Annotated in this window: 15 protein-coding genes and 2 pseudogenes; 7 read left to right on the top strand and 10 right to left on the bottom strand. The window is 72.9% G+C overall.

All coding sequences use genetic code 11. The features are described 5' to 3' along the window. Window positions 1-10: 10 nt before the first annotated feature. Together ACZ6D7_RS33025 and ACZ6D7_RS33030 are read right to left on the bottom strand one after the other, a co-directional pair. Window positions 11-673, bottom strand: a complete 663-nt coding sequence (locus tag ACZ6D7_RS33025) for a DUF4230 domain-containing protein (RefSeq protein ID WP_469498852.1) — start codon at window positions 671-673, stop codon at window positions 11-13. A gap of 17 nt (window positions 674-690) precedes the next feature. Next, a pseudogene (locus ACZ6D7_RS33030) lies at window positions 691-1,451 on the bottom strand (response regulator transcription factor). Here ACZ6D7_RS33030 and ACZ6D7_RS33035 point away from each other — a divergent pair. The 3 genes from ACZ6D7_RS33035 (at window position 1,450) to tuf (ending at window position 4,865) form a co-directional block, all read left to right on the top strand. Beyond that, complete coding sequence (locus ACZ6D7_RS33035) at window positions 1,450-2,478, top strand: alpha/beta fold hydrolase (protein ID WP_469498859.1); 1,029 nt, start codon at window positions 1,450-1,452, stop codon at window positions 2,476-2,478. The pseudogene ACZ6D7_RS33030 and the gene ACZ6D7_RS33035 sit on opposite strands and share 2 nt — an antisense overlap. Before the next feature lie 183 nt (window positions 2,479-2,661). Next, the gene (locus tag ACZ6D7_RS33040; RefSeq protein WP_469498862.1) at window positions 2,662-3,615 is read left to right on the top strand and encodes a ribose-phosphate diphosphokinase; all 954 of its coding nucleotides are present in this window, start codon (window positions 2,662-2,664) and stop codon (window positions 3,613-3,615) included. A 56-nt stretch (window positions 3,616-3,671) separates the two neighbouring features. After that, window positions 3,672-4,865 carry an elongation factor Tu gene (gene tuf, locus ACZ6D7_RS33045; RefSeq protein ID WP_469498865.1) on the top strand — a complete coding sequence of 398 codons (1,194 nt, stop codon included), beginning with the start codon at window positions 3,672-3,674 and terminating at the stop codon, window positions 4,863-4,865. An 86-nt stretch (window positions 4,866-4,951) separates the two neighbouring features. On the opposite strand, the gene ACZ6D7_RS33050 is transcribed toward tuf, so the two are convergent. Both ACZ6D7_RS33050 and ACZ6D7_RS33055 read right to left on the bottom strand, forming a co-directional pair. Next, complete coding sequence (locus ACZ6D7_RS33050; protein ID WP_469498866.1) at window positions 4,952-5,332, bottom strand: anti-sigma factor antagonist; 381 nt, start codon at window positions 5,330-5,332, stop codon at window positions 4,952-4,954. A 189-nt stretch (window positions 5,333-5,521) separates the two neighbouring features. Then, complete coding sequence (locus ACZ6D7_RS33055; RefSeq protein ID WP_469498869.1) at window positions 5,522-5,986, bottom strand: MarR family winged helix-turn-helix transcriptional regulator; 465 nt, start codon at window positions 5,984-5,986, stop codon at window positions 5,522-5,524. A 104-nt stretch (window positions 5,987-6,090) separates the two neighbouring features. On the opposite strand from ACZ6D7_RS33055, the gene ACZ6D7_RS33060 reads away from it, so the two are divergent. Together ACZ6D7_RS33060 and ACZ6D7_RS33065 are read left to right on the top strand one after the other, a co-directional pair. After that, entirely contained in the window at window positions 6,091-7,545 is a 1,455-nt protein-coding gene (locus tag ACZ6D7_RS33060; protein ID WP_469498873.1) for an aldehyde dehydrogenase family protein, read from the top strand. A 31-nt stretch (window positions 7,546-7,576) separates the two neighbouring features. After that, window positions 7,577-8,683 carry an NAD(P)-dependent alcohol dehydrogenase gene (locus tag ACZ6D7_RS33065; protein WP_469498878.1) on the top strand — a complete coding sequence of 369 codons (1,107 nt, stop codon included), beginning with the start codon at window positions 7,577-7,579 and terminating at the stop codon, window positions 8,681-8,683. Window positions 8,684-8,764: 81 nt separating this feature from the next. On the opposite strand, the gene ACZ6D7_RS33070 is transcribed toward ACZ6D7_RS33065, so the two are convergent. Then, on the bottom strand, window positions 8,765-9,715 hold the full coding sequence (locus tag ACZ6D7_RS33070) for an NADP-dependent oxidoreductase (RefSeq protein ID WP_469498882.1): 951 nt from the start codon (window positions 9,713-9,715) through the stop codon (window positions 8,765-8,767). A gap of 70 nt (window positions 9,716-9,785) precedes the next feature. Here ACZ6D7_RS33070 and ACZ6D7_RS33075 point away from each other — a divergent pair, with 70 nt between their 5' ends. Both ACZ6D7_RS33075 and ACZ6D7_RS33080 read left to right on the top strand, forming a co-directional pair. Continuing rightward, complete coding sequence (locus ACZ6D7_RS33075; protein WP_469498886.1) at window positions 9,786-10,742, top strand: GlxA family transcriptional regulator; 957 nt, start codon at window positions 9,786-9,788, stop codon at window positions 10,740-10,742. 64 nt (window positions 10,743-10,806) lie between these two features. Then, window positions 10,807-11,667 (top strand): hypothetical protein, encoded by an 861-nt coding sequence (locus ACZ6D7_RS33080; protein WP_469498889.1) that lies wholly within the window; start codon window positions 10,807-10,809, stop codon window positions 11,665-11,667. Window positions 11,668-11,674: 7 nt separating this feature from the next. On the opposite strand, the gene ACZ6D7_RS33085 is transcribed toward ACZ6D7_RS33080, so the two are convergent. The 5 genes and pseudogenes from ACZ6D7_RS33085 to ACZ6D7_RS33105 all read right to left on the bottom strand — a co-directional run bounded on the left by ACZ6D7_RS33085 (window position 11,675) and on the right by ACZ6D7_RS33105 (window position 15,614). Continuing rightward, a complete protein-coding gene (locus ACZ6D7_RS33085) occupies window positions 11,675-12,238 on the bottom strand; it encodes a TetR/AcrR family transcriptional regulator (RefSeq protein WP_469498891.1) in 564 nt (187 codons plus the stop codon). Further along, window positions 12,235-12,597 (bottom strand): DUF1304 domain-containing protein, encoded by a 363-nt coding sequence (locus ACZ6D7_RS33090; protein WP_469498894.1) that lies wholly within the window; start codon window positions 12,595-12,597, stop codon window positions 12,235-12,237. Before ACZ6D7_RS33090 ends, ACZ6D7_RS33085 begins: the two co-directional genes overlap by 4 nt. Before the next feature lie 75 nt (window positions 12,598-12,672). Continuing rightward, window positions 12,673-13,044 carry a helix-turn-helix domain-containing protein gene (locus ACZ6D7_RS33095; protein WP_469498897.1) on the bottom strand — a complete coding sequence of 124 codons (372 nt, stop codon included), beginning with the start codon at window positions 13,042-13,044 and terminating at the stop codon, window positions 12,673-12,675. Window positions 13,045-13,414: 370 nt separating this feature from the next. Continuing rightward, window positions 13,415-13,894: pseudogene (locus ACZ6D7_RS33100) on the bottom strand (PucR-like N-terminal domain-containing protein); the annotation flags it as partial. Window positions 13,895-13,985: 91 nt separating this feature from the next. Beyond that, window positions 13,986-15,614 (bottom strand): amidohydrolase, encoded by a 1,629-nt coding sequence (locus tag ACZ6D7_RS33105; RefSeq protein ID WP_469498900.1) that lies wholly within the window; start codon window positions 15,612-15,614, stop codon window positions 13,986-13,988. Window positions 15,615-15,626: the final 12 nt, after the last annotated feature.

A 15,626-nucleotide genomic window follows, 5' to 3' on the forward strand; every position in this document is an offset into this window, starting at 1 on the left:
ATGCGGGCCGTCAGGTGCCGTACGACACGGTCACCTCCTCGAAGCCCAGGGAGTGCAGCAGCCCCTCCAGCATGTCGGTGGTGTTGGTCTCGGCGCGGGCGGTCAGCTCGCTGTCCTTCGCCGCGTCGCCGATGTGCCGCACGGCGAGCTTCTGCACGGCCTGCTCGCCGTTGGGATTGTCCGAGAACAGGTCGCCGAGGCGGTCGAGGAGACCGCGCTGCTTGGAGACCGCGTAGGAGCGGTCGGGGTCGAGGGCCGGTGTGCCGAGCCGGGCGTGCGGCAGCCGCAGTGCCGCCGTCGTGCGGTCGGCGTCGACCGTCACGTCGTCGTCGCCGACCTGGCCGAGGTCCACGTAGGCGTCCACCGTGCCCGCGCCGACGTAGAGGGTGCGGGTGCCGCGGAGCGCGTCGGGCAGGTACTTGGCGTCCTTCTCCAGGTCCACGACGACCTGGAAGTTGCCGGAGGCGGCCTCGTAACGGCTCATGTCCTGGATGGACTTGAGCAGCGCGGGGCCGGAACGGTCGTGGGTCTCCGTGCCGAAGAAGTCACGCAGACCGGGCAGCAGGCTGAGCCTGATCCCGGCGAACATCACCACGAGCACGACCACGACAGCGGTGAGCACCTTGGCCCAGCCGGGCAGGCGCGCGGGGAGGCGCTTGATGGGAGTCGTCATGTCGACGGCCCTCCTTCCTACTGACCGGATTCCCGCCAATTCCCGTACCAGACCGTGTTGTTGAGGACCTGTGACAGTTCGGTGTCCGGAGGTCGCCCGCCGCCCGGCCGCACCAGCCCGTGGTCGAAGGCGAAGACGACCGCGTGCACCCGGTCCCGCAGCCCCAGCTTCTCCAGCACTCGCCCGACATGCGTCTTCACCGTGGCCTCACCGATGTGCAGCCGCCCCGCGATCTCCGCGTTGGACAGACCCCGGCCCAGGAGCAGCAGCACCGCGTGCTCGCGCCCGGTCAGCCGGGACAGCCGCCGGGCCGTCTCCGGCGCCGGCGGGGCGGGCGTGGCGCGGGCGAACTCGGCGAGCAGCCGACGGGTGACGGACGGCCCGAGCAGCGCGTCGCCCGCCGCGAGCGTGCGGATGCCGTCGATCAGGACCTCCGGCGGACTGCGCTTGAGCAGGAACCCGGCCGCCCCGCCCGGACGGCCGCGAACACGTACGCGTCCAGCTCGAACGTGGTCAGGATCAGCACCTTGGGCGCGCCGTCCCCGCCGTCCCCGCCATCCCCGCCGTCCGTGATCGCCCGGGTCGCGGCCACCCCGTCCAGCACGGGCATGCGTACGTCCATGAGGACCACGTCGGGCGCGAGGGCGGACGCCAGCCGCACCGCCTCCCGCCCGTCCGCGGCCTCCCCGACGACGGTCAGGTCGGGCTGGGTCCGCGGCATCATCCGCAGCCCCGCCCGCATCAGCTCCTCGTCGTCGGCCGGCAGGACCCGGATCATGCGGTCCCCTCCCGGATCGCGCGGTCCCCGTTCCATCCTGCCGGCCACCTCCGTCGCGGCCTGGGCCACGGTGCTCCGGCCGCTCGACGAGCCCCCGCCCCGGCCCCGCGCGCGGCCCACCGGCTACTGGACGCTGCCGACCGGCTCCCGCCTCGCCTACACCCGTCTGCCGGCCGAAGGGGTGAAGCGCGCCCCGGTGATCGTGCTGCACGGCGGGCCCGGCACCCCCGGCGACGGCCCCGACCCGCTGGAGCGGCAGCTGGCCGCGCGCGGTCACGACGTCTGGTCCTACGACCAGCTCGGCTCCGGCCGCTCCACCCGATCGGCCGATCCGACCGGCTACACCGTCGCCCGGCAGGTCGCCGACCTGGAGGCCGTACGGCAGCGGATCGGCGCCGAACGGGTGATCCTTCTCGGCGCCTCCTGGGGCGCCACGCGCGCCGCGGAGTACCTCGCGGACCACCCGGACCGCGTGGAGCGCATGGTCCCGACCTCGCCCGGCGTGCTGTGGGCCCCGGCCTGGCAGGACCGCGACGAGGGCGACTTCTGGGACCGGCTCACCCCCGCCCAGCAGCGCGCGATCGACGAACTGGAGGCCAGTCCCCGGCTGGCCGCCTGGGCGCTGCCGATGGAGGCGGACCCGCGCGCCGCCCACGCCCTGGTCCCGGACGCCGAGATCGACCCCGTCTTCGCCCGGCTGCTGGCCGTAGCGGCCCCGGCGGCCACTTGCCACCCCGGCCGCACGCTGCCCGACCTGCCCGCCTCGCTGCCCGGCTGCTACGCCAACCAGCTCACCACCGCCGACCAGCTCACCGTCCCCGACCCGCGGCCCGCCCTGCGCCGCGTGCGGGTGCCGGTGCTGGTGGTGCGCGGCGAGTGCGACTACGAGAACCCCGGCATCGCCCGCGAGTACACCGAGGTCCTGCCGGACGCCACCCTGCTGACCGTGCCCGACGCGGGGCATCTGGTCGACGTCGAGCGGCCCGGGGTGTCCCGGCGGGCGGTCACCGGGTTCCTGGACTCGTGACGCGGATCCCCGGACTCGCGCTCTCCCGGACGCACGGCTTCCCGGACTCAGAGCTGTCCGGACTCACGGATTCCAGGACACCTGAAAGCGGATCCCCCGGTTCCTGCGGGTGGGCGAAACGGACGCGGTCCGTAGCATGAGAGATCCCGTCTCCAGCCGGACATGGTCAGCGAGGAGCCGATCGTGCGAGACATCTCCGTGTTCAGCGGCAGTGCCCACCCCGAGCTGGCCGCCGAGGTCTGCGCCCACCTCGGCGTGCCCCTGAGTCCCACCCGCGTCAGCCGGTTCGCCAACGACTGTCTGGAGGTGCAGCTCCAGGCCAACTGCCGGGAACGGGACGTCTTCCTGGTGCAGCCCCTGGTCCGGCCCGTGCAGGAGCACCTCGTCGAGCTGCTGATGATGTGCGACGCGGCCCGCGGGGCCTCCGCGGGCCGGATCACGGTCGTCATGCCGCACTACTCCTACGCCCGCTCCGACAAGAAGGACGCGCCCCGTATCTCCCTGGGCGGCCGGCTGGTCGCCGACCTGATGGAGGCGGCCGGCGTCCACCGCGTCCTCGCCATGACCCTGCACTCCCCGCAGGTGCACGGCTTCTTCTCGGTCCCCGTCGACCATCTGCACGCCCGCCGCGAGCTGGCCGCCCACTTCCGCCGCTACGACCTCACCCGCACCACCGTCGTCTCGCCCGACCTCGGCAACGCCAAGGAGGCCGCCGCCTTCGCCCGCATGATCGGCGCCCAGGTGGCGGCCGGCGCCAAACAGCGCTACGCCGACGACCGGGTCAGCATCAGCGCCGTGATCGGCGAGGTCGCCGGGCGGGACGTCATCGTCCTGGACGACGAGATCGCCAAGGGCAGCACGGTCCTCGAACTCCTCGACCGGCTCCGGGAGTCGGGGCCCAGCTCGATCCGGGTGGCGTGCACCCACGGGCTGTTCGCGTCCGGCGCCCTCAAACGGCTCAGCGAGCAGCCGGACGTCCTGGAGATCGTGTGCACCAACACCGTGCCAGTACCGGCCGAGGAGCACACCGACAAGCTGCGGATCCTGTCCATCGCCCCGGCACTGGCCGAGGCCGTGCGCCGGATTCACAACGGTGAGTCCGTCAGCGCCCTGTTCGACGCGGCGCGCAGCGAATAGACAGGAAGGAGTGGAAACGCGCACGTCGTCACCCATGTGACCAGGGAGGGCTCGCAGTGGCGAAGGCGAAGTTCGAGCGGACCAAACCACACGTCAACATCGGCACCATCGGGCACATCGACCACGGCAAGACGACCCTCACGGCAGCCATCACCAAGGTGCTGCACGACAAGTTCCCCCAGCTCAACCCCTTCACCCCGTTCGACCAGATCGACAAGGCGCCCGAGGAGCGGCAGCGCGGCATCACGATCTCCATCGCGCACGTCGAGTACCAGACGGAGCGCCGGCACTACGCGCACGTGGACTGCCCCGGGCACGCCGACTACATCAAGAACATGATCACCGGCGCGGCCCAGATGGACGGCGCGATCCTGGTCGTCGCCGGCACCGACGGGCCGATGCCGCAGACCAAGGAGCATGTCCTGCTGGCCCGGCAGGTCGGGGTGCCGTACATCGTCGTCGCCCTCAACAAGACGGACATGGTCGACGACGAGGAGATCCTGGAGCTGGTGGAACTGGAGGTGCGCGAGCTGCTCACCGAGTACGAGTTCCCCGGCGACGAGGTCCCGGTGGTGCGGGTCTCCGCGCTGCGGGCGCTGGAGGGCGACCCCCGGTGGACGCAGTCGGTGCTGGACCTGCTGGACGCGGTCGACGAGGCCGTGCCCGAGCCGGAGCGGGACGTCGACCGGCCGTTCCTGATGCCGATCGAGGACGTCTTCACCATCACGGGACGCGGCACGGTCGTCACCGGCCGCATCGAGCGCGGCACGCTCCGGGTCAACAGCGAGGTCGAGATCATCGGCATCCACGAGCAGAAGACGAAGACCACGGTCACCGGTGTGGAGATGTTCCGCAAGCTGCTCGACGAGGGCCGGGCCGGGGAGAACGTCGGCCTGCTGCTGCGGGGGATCAAACGGGAGGAGGTGGAGCGCGGCCAGGTGGTGATCAAACCGGGCTCGGTCACCCCGCACACGCGGTTCGAGGCGCGGGCGTACATCCTGTCCAAGGACGAGGGCGGTCGGCATACGCCGTTCTTCCACAACTACCGCCCGCAGTTCTACTTCCGTACGACCGACGTGACGGGCGTGGTGACGCTGCCCGAGGGCACCGAGATGGTCATGCCGGGCGACAACACCACGATGACGGTGGAGCTGATCCAGCCGATCGCCATGGAGGAAGGGCTGAAGTTCGCCATCCGCGAGGGCGGGCGGACGGTCGGGGCGGGCCAGGTCACGAGGATCATGAGGTAGGGCCCGTCGGGATCGACGAGGGGGCACGGCGGGATCGACGAGGGGAGGCGCGTCGGGATCGATGAGGGAGGCGCGTCGGAGCGCCGTCATAACGAGCCGGACGTGGCCTCGGGCCTGCCCAGGGCCGCGTCCAGCGTCGTCAGCGGCGGCAGCAGCCGGGACAGCCCCGTGGCCCGCAGGACGCGCAGAGTCAGGGGGTGGGTGCAGACCAGCTGCAGATGCCCGCCCCGGTCCAGGACGCGGGCACGGGCCCGGTAGAGCAGGCGCAGCCCGGAGCAGTCGAAGAACTCGATCGGCGTCAGGTCGATCACGATCCGCGGGGCCGGGCCCTTGGTGGCGTCGTCGAGCCAGGTGGCGATCTCCGTCGCCGCGACGATGTCGATCTCGCCGTGGAACTCCAGCACCGTGTACCCGCGGTCCTGCGTGACCCGCAGGTGCGGGGTGTCCGTGGCGGGTTCCTGCTGCACGACGACATCGCCTCCAACCCGCTCCACCGGTCGGGAGCCTCCAACGGCGGGGGAGTGCACAGCAGTTCCCCGCTCCAGCAAGGTACCCCCGATGGAGTGAATTTCAGCATGTTCGATTGACATATGTCTTCGAAATGAGGCCGTGTCTCGGCCCAGTTTTTCGGTTTCTCTCACGCCGTGAGCGAAGGGTTACGACAGAGCCTGCCATGCCTTGGTCAGGGCGGTGCGCAACTGCTCGGTCTGGTGCGCGGTCAGCTCTCGTATCATCCGCTCCTCCAGTTCCCGCACCGGCCCCGCGCACTGCTCCAGCAGCTCCCGTCCCTCCCCGGTCAGCAGGATCAGCAGCTCCCGCCGGTTGTGCGGATTGCGCTCCCGGCGGATCAGCCCCCGGGTCTCCAGGGAACGCACCAGATCGGCGATGGACTGGGCGGTGACGAACGAGTCCCGGGCCAGCTGGGCGGCGGACAGCCCGTCGTGCCGCTCCAGGACGGTGAGGGCCGTGTACTGGAGGGCGGTGATTCCGGACGGCTTGACGAGATCGTCCAGACGGGATCGCACCACCAGCTCCACCTGCTTCACCATGTAGAGCAGGGACGGGGGTGTCCGCTGGGGCTGAGGTGCGGGAGCTGCGTCGCTCGTCTGGGTGCCGGCCATGAGTCCGAGCGTAGACCATTGACAGGAAACCTGTCCGTAATGAGACTGCGGACCAACAGGAATCCTGTTAGTTGAAATCTTGGCGACGATGCTGAGGAGTGGGGATGACCACCTTCGAGATCGACCCCGGTCGACTGTTCATCGGCGGGCAGTGGCGCGATGCCGCGGACGGAGGCCGGACCGAGGTGGTCGACCCGTCCCGGGGCACGGTCGTCACCACCGTCGCGGAGGCGGGCTCCGCCGATGTCGACGCGGCCGTACGCGCCGCCCGCGAAGCCTTCGACTCCGGCCGCTGGTCCGGGCTCAGCGGCCGGGAGCGCGGCCGCGTCCTGCTCCGCGTGGCCCGGCTGATCCGCGAGGAGGCCGACGAGATCGCCCGGCTGGAGAGCCTCGACGTCGGCAAGCCGATCACCCTGGCCCACGCCGTCGACGTGACCAACGCGGCCAACGACTACGAGTACTACGCCACCCTCGCCTTCTCCCTGGAGGGCGGCAACCGCGACACCCCGATGAACGCCCTCGCCTACACCAGGCGCGGACCGATCGGTGTCGTCGCCGCGATCACCCCGTTCAACTTCCCGCTGATCCTCGCCGGTTCGAAGCTCGCCCCGGCGCTCGCCACCGGCAACACGGTGGTCCACAAGCCCGCCGACGAGACCCCGCTCAGCGCCCTGTACATGGCCGGACTGTTCCAGCGGGCCGGCGTGCCCGACGGTGTCGTCAACGTCGTCACCGGCACCGGCCCGGTGGCCGGCGAGGCGCTGCTGCGCCACCCCGGCGTCGACAAGGTCGCCTTCACCGGCTCCACCGCGGTCGGCCGCCGTGCCGCGAGCATCGCCGGCGAGAACCTCAAGCCGGTCACCATGGAACTCGGCGGCAACGCCGCGCACCTCGTCTTCGAGGACGCCGACCTGGAGAAGGCCGTCGGCGCGGTCATCAAGGGATTCGTCTTCAACACCGGCCAGTTCTGCATGGGCGGCCCGCGTCTGCTGGTGGCCCGCCCGGTCTACAGCACCCTGCTGAACATCCTCGCCGAGGCCGTCCCGGGCGTGCCCGTCGGCGACCCGCGCGCGGTGGAGACCGTCGTCGGCCCGATGGCGGGGGAGAAGCACCTGCGCAAGGTCGAGGAGTACGTCGCCCTCGCCCGTAAGGAGGGCGGCCGGATCGTCTGCGGCGGGGAGCGCCTCGACCTCGACGGCGGCTACTACTACAAGCCCACCGTCATCGCCGACCTCCCCAACGACTCCCGGGTCGTCCAGGAGGAGATCTTCGGCCCGGTCCTGACCGTGCAGCCCTTCGACACCGAGGACGAGGCGGTCGCCCTCGCCAACTCCACGCCGTACGGCCTGGCTTCGGGCGTCCAGACCGGCAACCTCGCCCGCGCCCACCGGATCGCCGACCGGCTCCAGGCCGGCATCGTCTGGGTCAACGACTGGGCGATGCTCGACCCCGCCGTCCCGTTCGGCGGCGTCAAGGACTCCGGATTCGGCCGCGAGTACGGCCCCGAGGCGCTCGCCTCCTACACCAAGGTCAAGTCCGTCGTCGTCTCGCTCGACTGAGCGCGCCGCCAGAACAAGGGGAGTCGAACCGATGTCCATCACCACACGCGCCGCCGTCGTCGAGTCCGCCGGAGCGCCCTTCACCCTCTCCGAGGTCGTCCTCGACGAGCCCGGCCCGCACGAGGCGGTCGTCCGGCTGGTGGCGACCGGGCTGTGTCACACCGACCTCGGCGTGGCGAGCGGCGGGCTGCCGTTCCCGCTGCCCGGAGTCCTCGGCCACGAGGGCGCGGGCGTCGTGGAGGCGGTCGGCTCCGCCGTCACCGGCGTGGCCCCCGGCGACCATGTCGTGCTGTCCTTCACCTCCTGCGGCGCGTGCCGCAACTGCCACGGCGGCCACCCCGCCTACTGCGCCACCTGGCTGCCCATGAACCTGCTCGGCGGCCGACGGGCCGACGGCACCAGCACCATCAGCCGGGACGGTGAGCCCCTCGGCGGCCACTTCTTCGGTCAGTCCTCCTTCGCCGAGCGGGCGCTGGTGGATGAGCGCAGCCTGGTGAAGGTCGACCCGGAGGTGCCGCTGGAGTCGGTCGCCCCCCTGGGCTGCGGGGTGCAGACCGGCGTCGGCGCGGTGTGGAACGTGCTGAAGCCGACGACCGGCTCCGCGATCGTCGTCCTCGGTGCCGGAGCCGTCGGCCTCTCGGCGGTGATGGCGGCCGCCCTCACTCCGGCCACCACGATCATCGCCGTCGACAAGGTCGCCGAACGCCTCGAACTGGCCCGGGAGTTGGGCGCCACCCACACCGTGGACGCCGGGCAGAGCGCCCTCGGTGACGCGATCGCCGAGATCACCGGCGGCCGGGGCGCCGACGGGATCGTGGAGACCACGGGCAGTACAGCCGTCCTGCGCCAGGGCGTCGACGCGCTCGCCGCCCGCGGCACCCTGGTCGTCGTGGGGGCCCCGCCGTTCGGCAGCGAGGTCTCTCTCGACGTCAACGGGTTGCTCGGCGGCAAGCGGATCGTCGGCCTCACTCTCGGCGACAGCGAGACGCAGACCTTCATCCCGGCCCTCGTGAAGCTGGTCAAGGAGGGGCGGCTCCCGCTGGACCGCCTGATCGGGACGTACGCCTTCGCGGACATCGACCGGGCGGTGCGGGACATGACCTCGGGCAAGACCATCAAGCCCGTGCTCACGTTCTGACCGGAGGCCGGCCCGGGCCCGCCTGCTACGACCGGACGCCGGTCCGGGCCCAGGCCCGGACCAGCCTTCCGCTCCCGTGCGTCAGTCGACCGTCAGGACCAGCTTCCCGGTGGTCCGGCCGGTGTCGCCGAGCCGGTGCGCCTCGGCGGCGTCGGCCAGCGGGAACGTCCCGGCGATCGTGGCGCGCAGCTTCCCCGCCTCGATCAGTCCGGCGATCGTGCGCATCCCGGCCCGGTCGGCGTCCACGAGCATCCGGACCGCCCGGACGCCGAGCCGCTCGGCCTCGTCGTAGAACTCCCGGGAGCCGACCGGCAGGATCGACACCACGATCCCGCCCGGCCGCAGCACCCGCAGCGAGCGCACGGAGGTGTCGCCGCCCAGGGTGTCCAGCACCACGTCGACGTCCTTGACCGCCTCGGTGATGTCGGTCTCCCGGTAGTCGATCACCTCGTCGGCGCCCAGTTCCCGCAGGAAGCCGTGCTTGCCCGCGCTCGCCGTGCCGATGACGTACGCGCCGCGCTCCTTGGCGATCTGCACGGCCACATGGCCGACCCCGCCGGCGGCCGCGTGGATCAGAACCCGCTGACCGGCCTGAAGGCCGGCCGTCTCCACGAGGGACTGCCAGGCGGTCAGCGAGACCAGCGGCAGGGCGCCCGCCTCGACGTGGCCGACGCCGGCGGGCTTGTGCCACAGCGCCCGGACCGGGGCGACGACGTACTCCGCGTGCGAGCCGTGGCCGTACGGGTACGGCAGCATGCCGAAGACCTCGTCCCCCGGCGCGAAGGTGACCACACCGATGCCGACCGCCTCGACGGTGCCGGAGACGTCCCAGCCCAGGACGAACGGCGGCGCGCCCAGCAGGCCGCCCGTCGCGCGGTGCTTCCAGTCGGTCGGGTTGAGGCCGGCGGCGCGCACCCGCACCAGTACCTCGTTCGGACGCGGCTCCGGCCGGTCCACTTCCTCCTGCCGCAGGACCTCGGGGCCGCCGAGAGTGTTCTGGGTGATGACGCGCATGGTGTTCGGATTGCTCATGGTGACCAGCGTGCCCGGGCCGGACCGCACGGAGAATGGCACGATTGCCAATCTTCGATAAGATCGTGCCATGGAAGCGGAACAGCGTCGCCCCCACCGCGTGGTCGTCCTCGCACTCGACGGGGTCTACCCCTTCGAGCTCGGCATCCCCGGCCGGGTCCTCGGCTCGGCCGACGGCCGCTACGAGGTGCTGACCTGCAGCGTCGACGGCCTGCCGGTGCCCACCAGCGCGGACTTCACGGTCGGCGTCGAGCATGGCCCGGAGGCGCTGGACACCGCCGACACGGTGGTGATCGCCCCCGGTACCGCCTGGGTCACCACCGGCCTCCCGGCGGCCGTCACCGCCGCGCTGGCCCGGATCCGCCCCGACGCCCGCCTGGTCTCCATCTGCACCGGCGCCTTCGTGCTCGCCGCCGCGGGACTCCTCGACGGCCGCCGCGCCACCACCCACTGGCAGTTCGCCGACCGCTTCCGCCGGCTGTTCCCGCACGTCGACCTCGACCCGGACGTCCTGTTCGTCCACGACGGCCGGGTGCTGACCTCGGCCGGTGCCGCGTCCGGCGTCGACGCCTGTCTGCATCTCGTCCGTGAGGACCACGGCAGCGACCTCGCCAACCGGGTGGCCCGGTGCTGTGTGGTCCCGCCGTTCCGGGAGGGCGGCCAGGCGCAGTACATCGAGCAGCCGGTGCCCGAGGTCGGCGCGGCGAGCACGGCCGCCACCCGCGCCTGGGCCCTGGAGCGCCTCGACGAGCCCCTCACCCTGGCCGACCTCGCCGGGCACGCCCGGATGAGCCTGCGCACCTTCGCCCGCCGCTTCCACGACGAGGTCGGCCTGAGCCCCGGCCGCTGGATCGTCCAGCAGCGCGTCGCGCACGCCCGGCACCTGCTGGAGGCCAGCGACCTCTCCGTGGACCGGATCGCCGGCCGCGTCGGCTTCGCCACCGCCGCCTCGCTGCGCCAGCACCTGCACGCGGCGATCGGGGTCTCGCCGCAGGCGTACCGGAGGACGTTCCGGACCGCCCGGTGAACGTTCCGAGCCGGTCCGGCGTCACAGGAGCGTCGGACGACGGCTCGTGGAACGGGGGCGGGGAGTGCGCGGGAAGCTCGTGGCGGTGCTGATGGCATCGCTGGCACTGGTGGCGACGGCGGGATGCGGCGCGGGGGAGGAACGGGACGTGGTCGTCGAGGGCTCGCCCCCGGCGACGCCGTACGACGGTCCGCTGGACATCGCCACCCGGGAGCTGGACCAGGACACCCCGAAGGCGCTGCTGGCCGGGTCCGGCGCCGCGGGCCGGGCGCTGGAGTGCGACGGGGAGATCTCCTGGGGCGGCGGGCCCGACGGCTGGAACAGCAGCGACGGCGGTGACACACCGGAGGGCGGGCTGCGGCTCTGGTTCGACCTGTTCGATCCGCCGGGCCCCCGCTCCGGATTCCGCGTGGAGCGCGCGGAGTCCGACCGGGTCCTGTACTCCTTCGACGTCGGCGGCCGCACCAAGATCGCGGTCGTCGTCGCCGAGGACCAGCCGGACCGGCCGGGCTGGGGCCCGGAGACCCACGCCACCTGCGATCCGGCCGAACTCCCCGCGCGTGTCACCGACGACGGCGAGGAGGAGATCTGGACCGACCGCGACGGCGAGCGGGTCCCGACCACCACACTGAGCAGTTTCGCCGGCGCCGAGCACTGCGGCTGGCAGAGCGCGCACTTCCTCGGTACGGGCCGGGGCGAGGCCTACCGGCAGTACGTCCGCGATCCCCACCACGTGATCGACGCCGACCTGCTCACGGCCCCCTACGACGGCGACGTCCGGATGCCCGCCGACGCGCACGACACCGGATACCACTACGGGGACCGGCGGTTGTGGCTGACGGACGACCGGTCGACGGCCTACGTCCGCACCTCCGACGGCGTGGAGGCCTGGCCCCTGGCGAAGGAACCCGTGGCCTGTTACTGACGGCCGGTCACCGGCTGGCGTGCAGCGCCACCAGCAACTGCCACACCTGGTCCGCGATCTCCCCGGGGGTGGCTTCCAGGTCGCCGTGCAGCCAGTCCGCCAGCACCCCGGCGAAGGTCGCGGCGACCGCGGAGGCCACCAGCGGGGCGTCCGCCGCGCCCGCCCGCTCCCGCTCGCGCAGGCTGTAGGCCCGCAGGTCCCGGTGGAGCACCCGGCCGAGCGGCCCGCCGCCGCCCGGCGCCAGCAGGGTCCGGTACAGCGCGGCGTGCGGGGCCAGCGAGGCGAAGAACTCCGGCAGCGCGGCCGGCGCGCGCACCGGGTCCGGCCGCCCCTGCCAGGCGTGCAGCGCCTCCACGGCCTCCCGTACGACGTCCGCGCAGGCGTCGACCGCGAGGGCCTCCAGATCGGGATAGTGCACGTAGAACGTGGCCCGGCCGACGCCGGCCCGCCGCACCAGCGCGGCCACGCCGACCTCCTCCAACGGCCGCTCGGCGCACTCCTGGAGCAGCGCCTCGCGCAGCCTCGCCCGGGTGCGGGCCGCCCGCGGGTCCTCGGGCTCGGCGCGGGTCACCGCGCGATCAGGACGGCGGCCAGGGCGAGCGCGGCGGGCAGCGCCTGGGCGAACAGGATCCGGCGGTTCGCCGTCACCGCGCCGTACACGCCCGCGACGATCACGCAGGACAGGAAGAAGACCTGGACCCGGAATCCGGTCGGATCGGCGGCGATCAGCCCCCAGACCAGGCCGGCCGCGAGGAAGCCGTTGTAGAGCCCCTGGTTGGCGGCCATCGGCGCGGTGCGCCGCGCCAGTTCGGCGTCGAAGCCGTGGAACGACATCCCGGGCTTCTTCTGCCACAGGAACATCTCCATCACCAGGATGTAGACGTGCAGCGCGGCCACCAGCGCGACGAGCACGTTCGCCAGGATCTCCATGATCTCCCTCAACTTTTTGGACAGGTGTCCACTATAGCGGGACACCTGTCCAAGAAGTCCATTCGGAGCCGGGCCTCACGTCTCCCCGCCGTCTCCCGCGGCCCGGCGCAGCTCCCGTGCCCGCAGCGCCGGCTGCATCTCGAACTGGGCGAGCGGGTCCTGGAGTTGCGCGCCGAAGAGTTCGTCCAGCTGCCGCATGCGATAGCGCACGGTCTGCGGATGGACGGCGAGGCGTACGGCGACCTCGCTCGCGTTGTGCCCCGAGCCGAGCCAGCTCAGCAGGGTCTCCGCGAGCCGTTCGCGCTGCGGCGGGCGCACCTGTTCCAGCGGACGCAGCCGGCGCTCGGCGAGGGCGTCCGTCAGGGCCTCGTCGCGCAGGAGCAGCAGGGTGGACAGATGGTCCTGGCAGCGCACCAGCCCGGCGCCCGCCAGCACGCCCCGCCGCATCAGCCCCCTCCGTCGCCCAGCGCAGCGAGCGCGCGCCCTCCCGCAGGCCGACCGTCGGCCCCAGCGCGGCCGGCAGCCCCTGGAGCGCCCCGGCCACCGCCCGGGCCCGCCCCGGACCCTCCGGGTCGGGCACCACCAGCAGCGCGGGCGGCCCGTCGTACCGGGCCAGGAACTCCGGCGGCACGATCGGCCGGGCCGCGGCCCGCGGCCCCGCGTCGATCGCCACCACCGCCACCGCCCTGGGTACGGGCCGGCGCGCGGTGTGCGCCAGGGACGCGATCGCCTCCGCCGAGGCCGGCGGATCCGCGGTGAGCAGGTCGATCAGCCGCGAACGCCGCTGCTGGAGCTCACCGGCCGCGTGCAGCCGCGCCTCCGTGTAGCCCGCGGTGGTCGCGGCCGCCATCTCGTCCAGGTGCACGAACAGCGCCTCGCCGAAGGCCGCCAGCACATTGCGCGGCAGCAGGTCGGCGTCGACCAGTGCGTTGGCCCAGCGCCAGGTCACCCGCGCGCCCAGCCGCAGCGCCGACTGGAAGGAGTCGAGGCTGCGCCCCTCCTCCGCCTCCCCGCGCCCGATGCGCTCGTACGTCGCCTTCACCGGTTTCAGATCGCTGCCCGGCCGCGCCATGCGCTCCAGGAAGCCGCGCAGCGCGTGGTCGACGCCCCGGTGCACCCCCTGCGTGTACGTGTCGTCCGCCGGGCGCGCGTACTCCGGGATCTCGGTGCGGATCGCCTCGACGACCTCCTCGGTGATGTCGGTGACATAGGGTCGTAAGTGGGCGTGCAGGCCCGTCGGCAGCGCCGCGAACGGCCCGCCCGCCGGGTCGTCGGCCCCTGCGGCTCTCTTCGGCACGCGGCGACGATACCCGTCGGTAACACGCGGGGGCTCATCACCGCCGGACAGCCGCCGGGCCCCCGTTTGTCACCGGCGGACAAGGGCCCGCTCAGGCGTCCGGCGCCGTGTACACCCGCTTGCCGCCCACGTACGTCAGGGCCACGCCCGTCTCCGCTATGTCCTCCGGCGGTCCCGCGAACGGGTCGCGGTCCAGGACGACGAGGTCGGCGAGCGCCCCCGCCCGCACCTCGCCGGTGTCGTCGAGCCGGTTCACGTACGCCGAACCCGCCGTGTACGCCGTCAGCGCCTGCGTGAGGGAGATCCGCTCGTCCGGCAGGAACACCGGCCGGGAGCCCCCGGGTTCGACCCGGTTGACGGCGACATGGATCCCCTGGAGCGGGTCCGGGCTGCTGACCGGCCAGTCGCTGCCCGCCGCGAGCCGGGCCCCCGAGCGCAGCAGCGCGCCGAACGGGTACTGCCACCCGGCCCGTTCGGCCCCGAGGAAGGGGATCGTCAGCTCGTCCATCTGGGGCTCGTGCGCCGCCCACAGCGGCTGGATGTTCGCTGTCGCCCCGAGCGCGGCGAACCGCGGCACGTCGTCGGGGTGCACGACCTGGAGGTGCGCGAGATGCGGCCGGGTGTCGCTCGGCCCGTTCGCGGCCCGCGCCGCCTCGACGGCGTCCAGCGCGTCGCGTACCGCCCGGTCGCCCAGGGCGTGGAAGTGGCACTGGAAGCCGAGTGCGTCCAACTCGGTGATGTAGTTGGGAAGTTGGGCCGGGTCGAGGAAGCTGGTGCCCCGGTTGGCCGTGGCGCAGCCGCACTTGTCGAGGTACGGGTCGAGCAGTGCGGCCGTGCCGTTCTCGGCGACGCCGTCCAGCATCAGCTTCACGCTGTCCGCCCGGAACCGGCCGTGGCCCGACTCCGCGCGCCGCTCCACGAGTTCCGGGATCTGTTCGGCCCCGCGCGCCCGGTCCCACCACAGGGCGCCGACGACCCGGGCGGTCAGCGAACCGTCCCAGGCGGCCGTGAGGTACGCGTCCGACGGGTCGGGCATGCCGGGGAAGGTCCCGACGAGCGCGTCCTGCCAGGCCGTGACGCCGAGCGCGTGCAGCCGACGCTGGGCGTGCAGCAGGGCGGCCAGCCGGTCGGCCGCGGTGGCGGGCGGGGTGATCCGGCCGACCAGCTGCATCGCCCCCTCCTGGAGCGTCCCGGCCGGCTCCCCGGACGGGGTGCGTTCGATGCGCCCGTCGGCCGGGTCGGGGGTGTCCCGGGTGATCCCGGCGAGGTCCAGCGCCCGGCTGTTGACCCAGGCGCCGTGGTGGTCGCGGTTGGGCAGATAGACCGGCCGGTCGGGCACGACGGTGTCGAGGAGTTCCTTGGTCGGTGTACCGCCCGCGAATGCCTCCATCGACCAGCCGCCGCCGGTGATCCACTCCCGCCCGGGGTGCGCGTCGGCGTAGGCGCGGACGGCGGCCAGGGTCTCCTCGGCCGTCCTGGCCCCCGTCAGATCGCACTGGGTCAGTTCGAGTCCGGCCGGCACCGGATGGACGTGCGCGTCCTGGAAGCCCGGCAGCAGCAGCCGTCCGGCGAGGTCCACGACCTCGGTGCGCGGCCCGGCCAGCGCGCGCAGCTCGTCGCCGCCGACGGCCGTGATCCGGCCGCCGGTGACGGCCACGGCGGTCGCCGGGGCGTGGGGAGTGAGGACGGGGCCGTTGATGAACAGGAGGTCTGCGTGCATGGTCCGTTTCCT

The organism is Streptomyces sp. NPDC041784 (assembly GCF_055591025.1).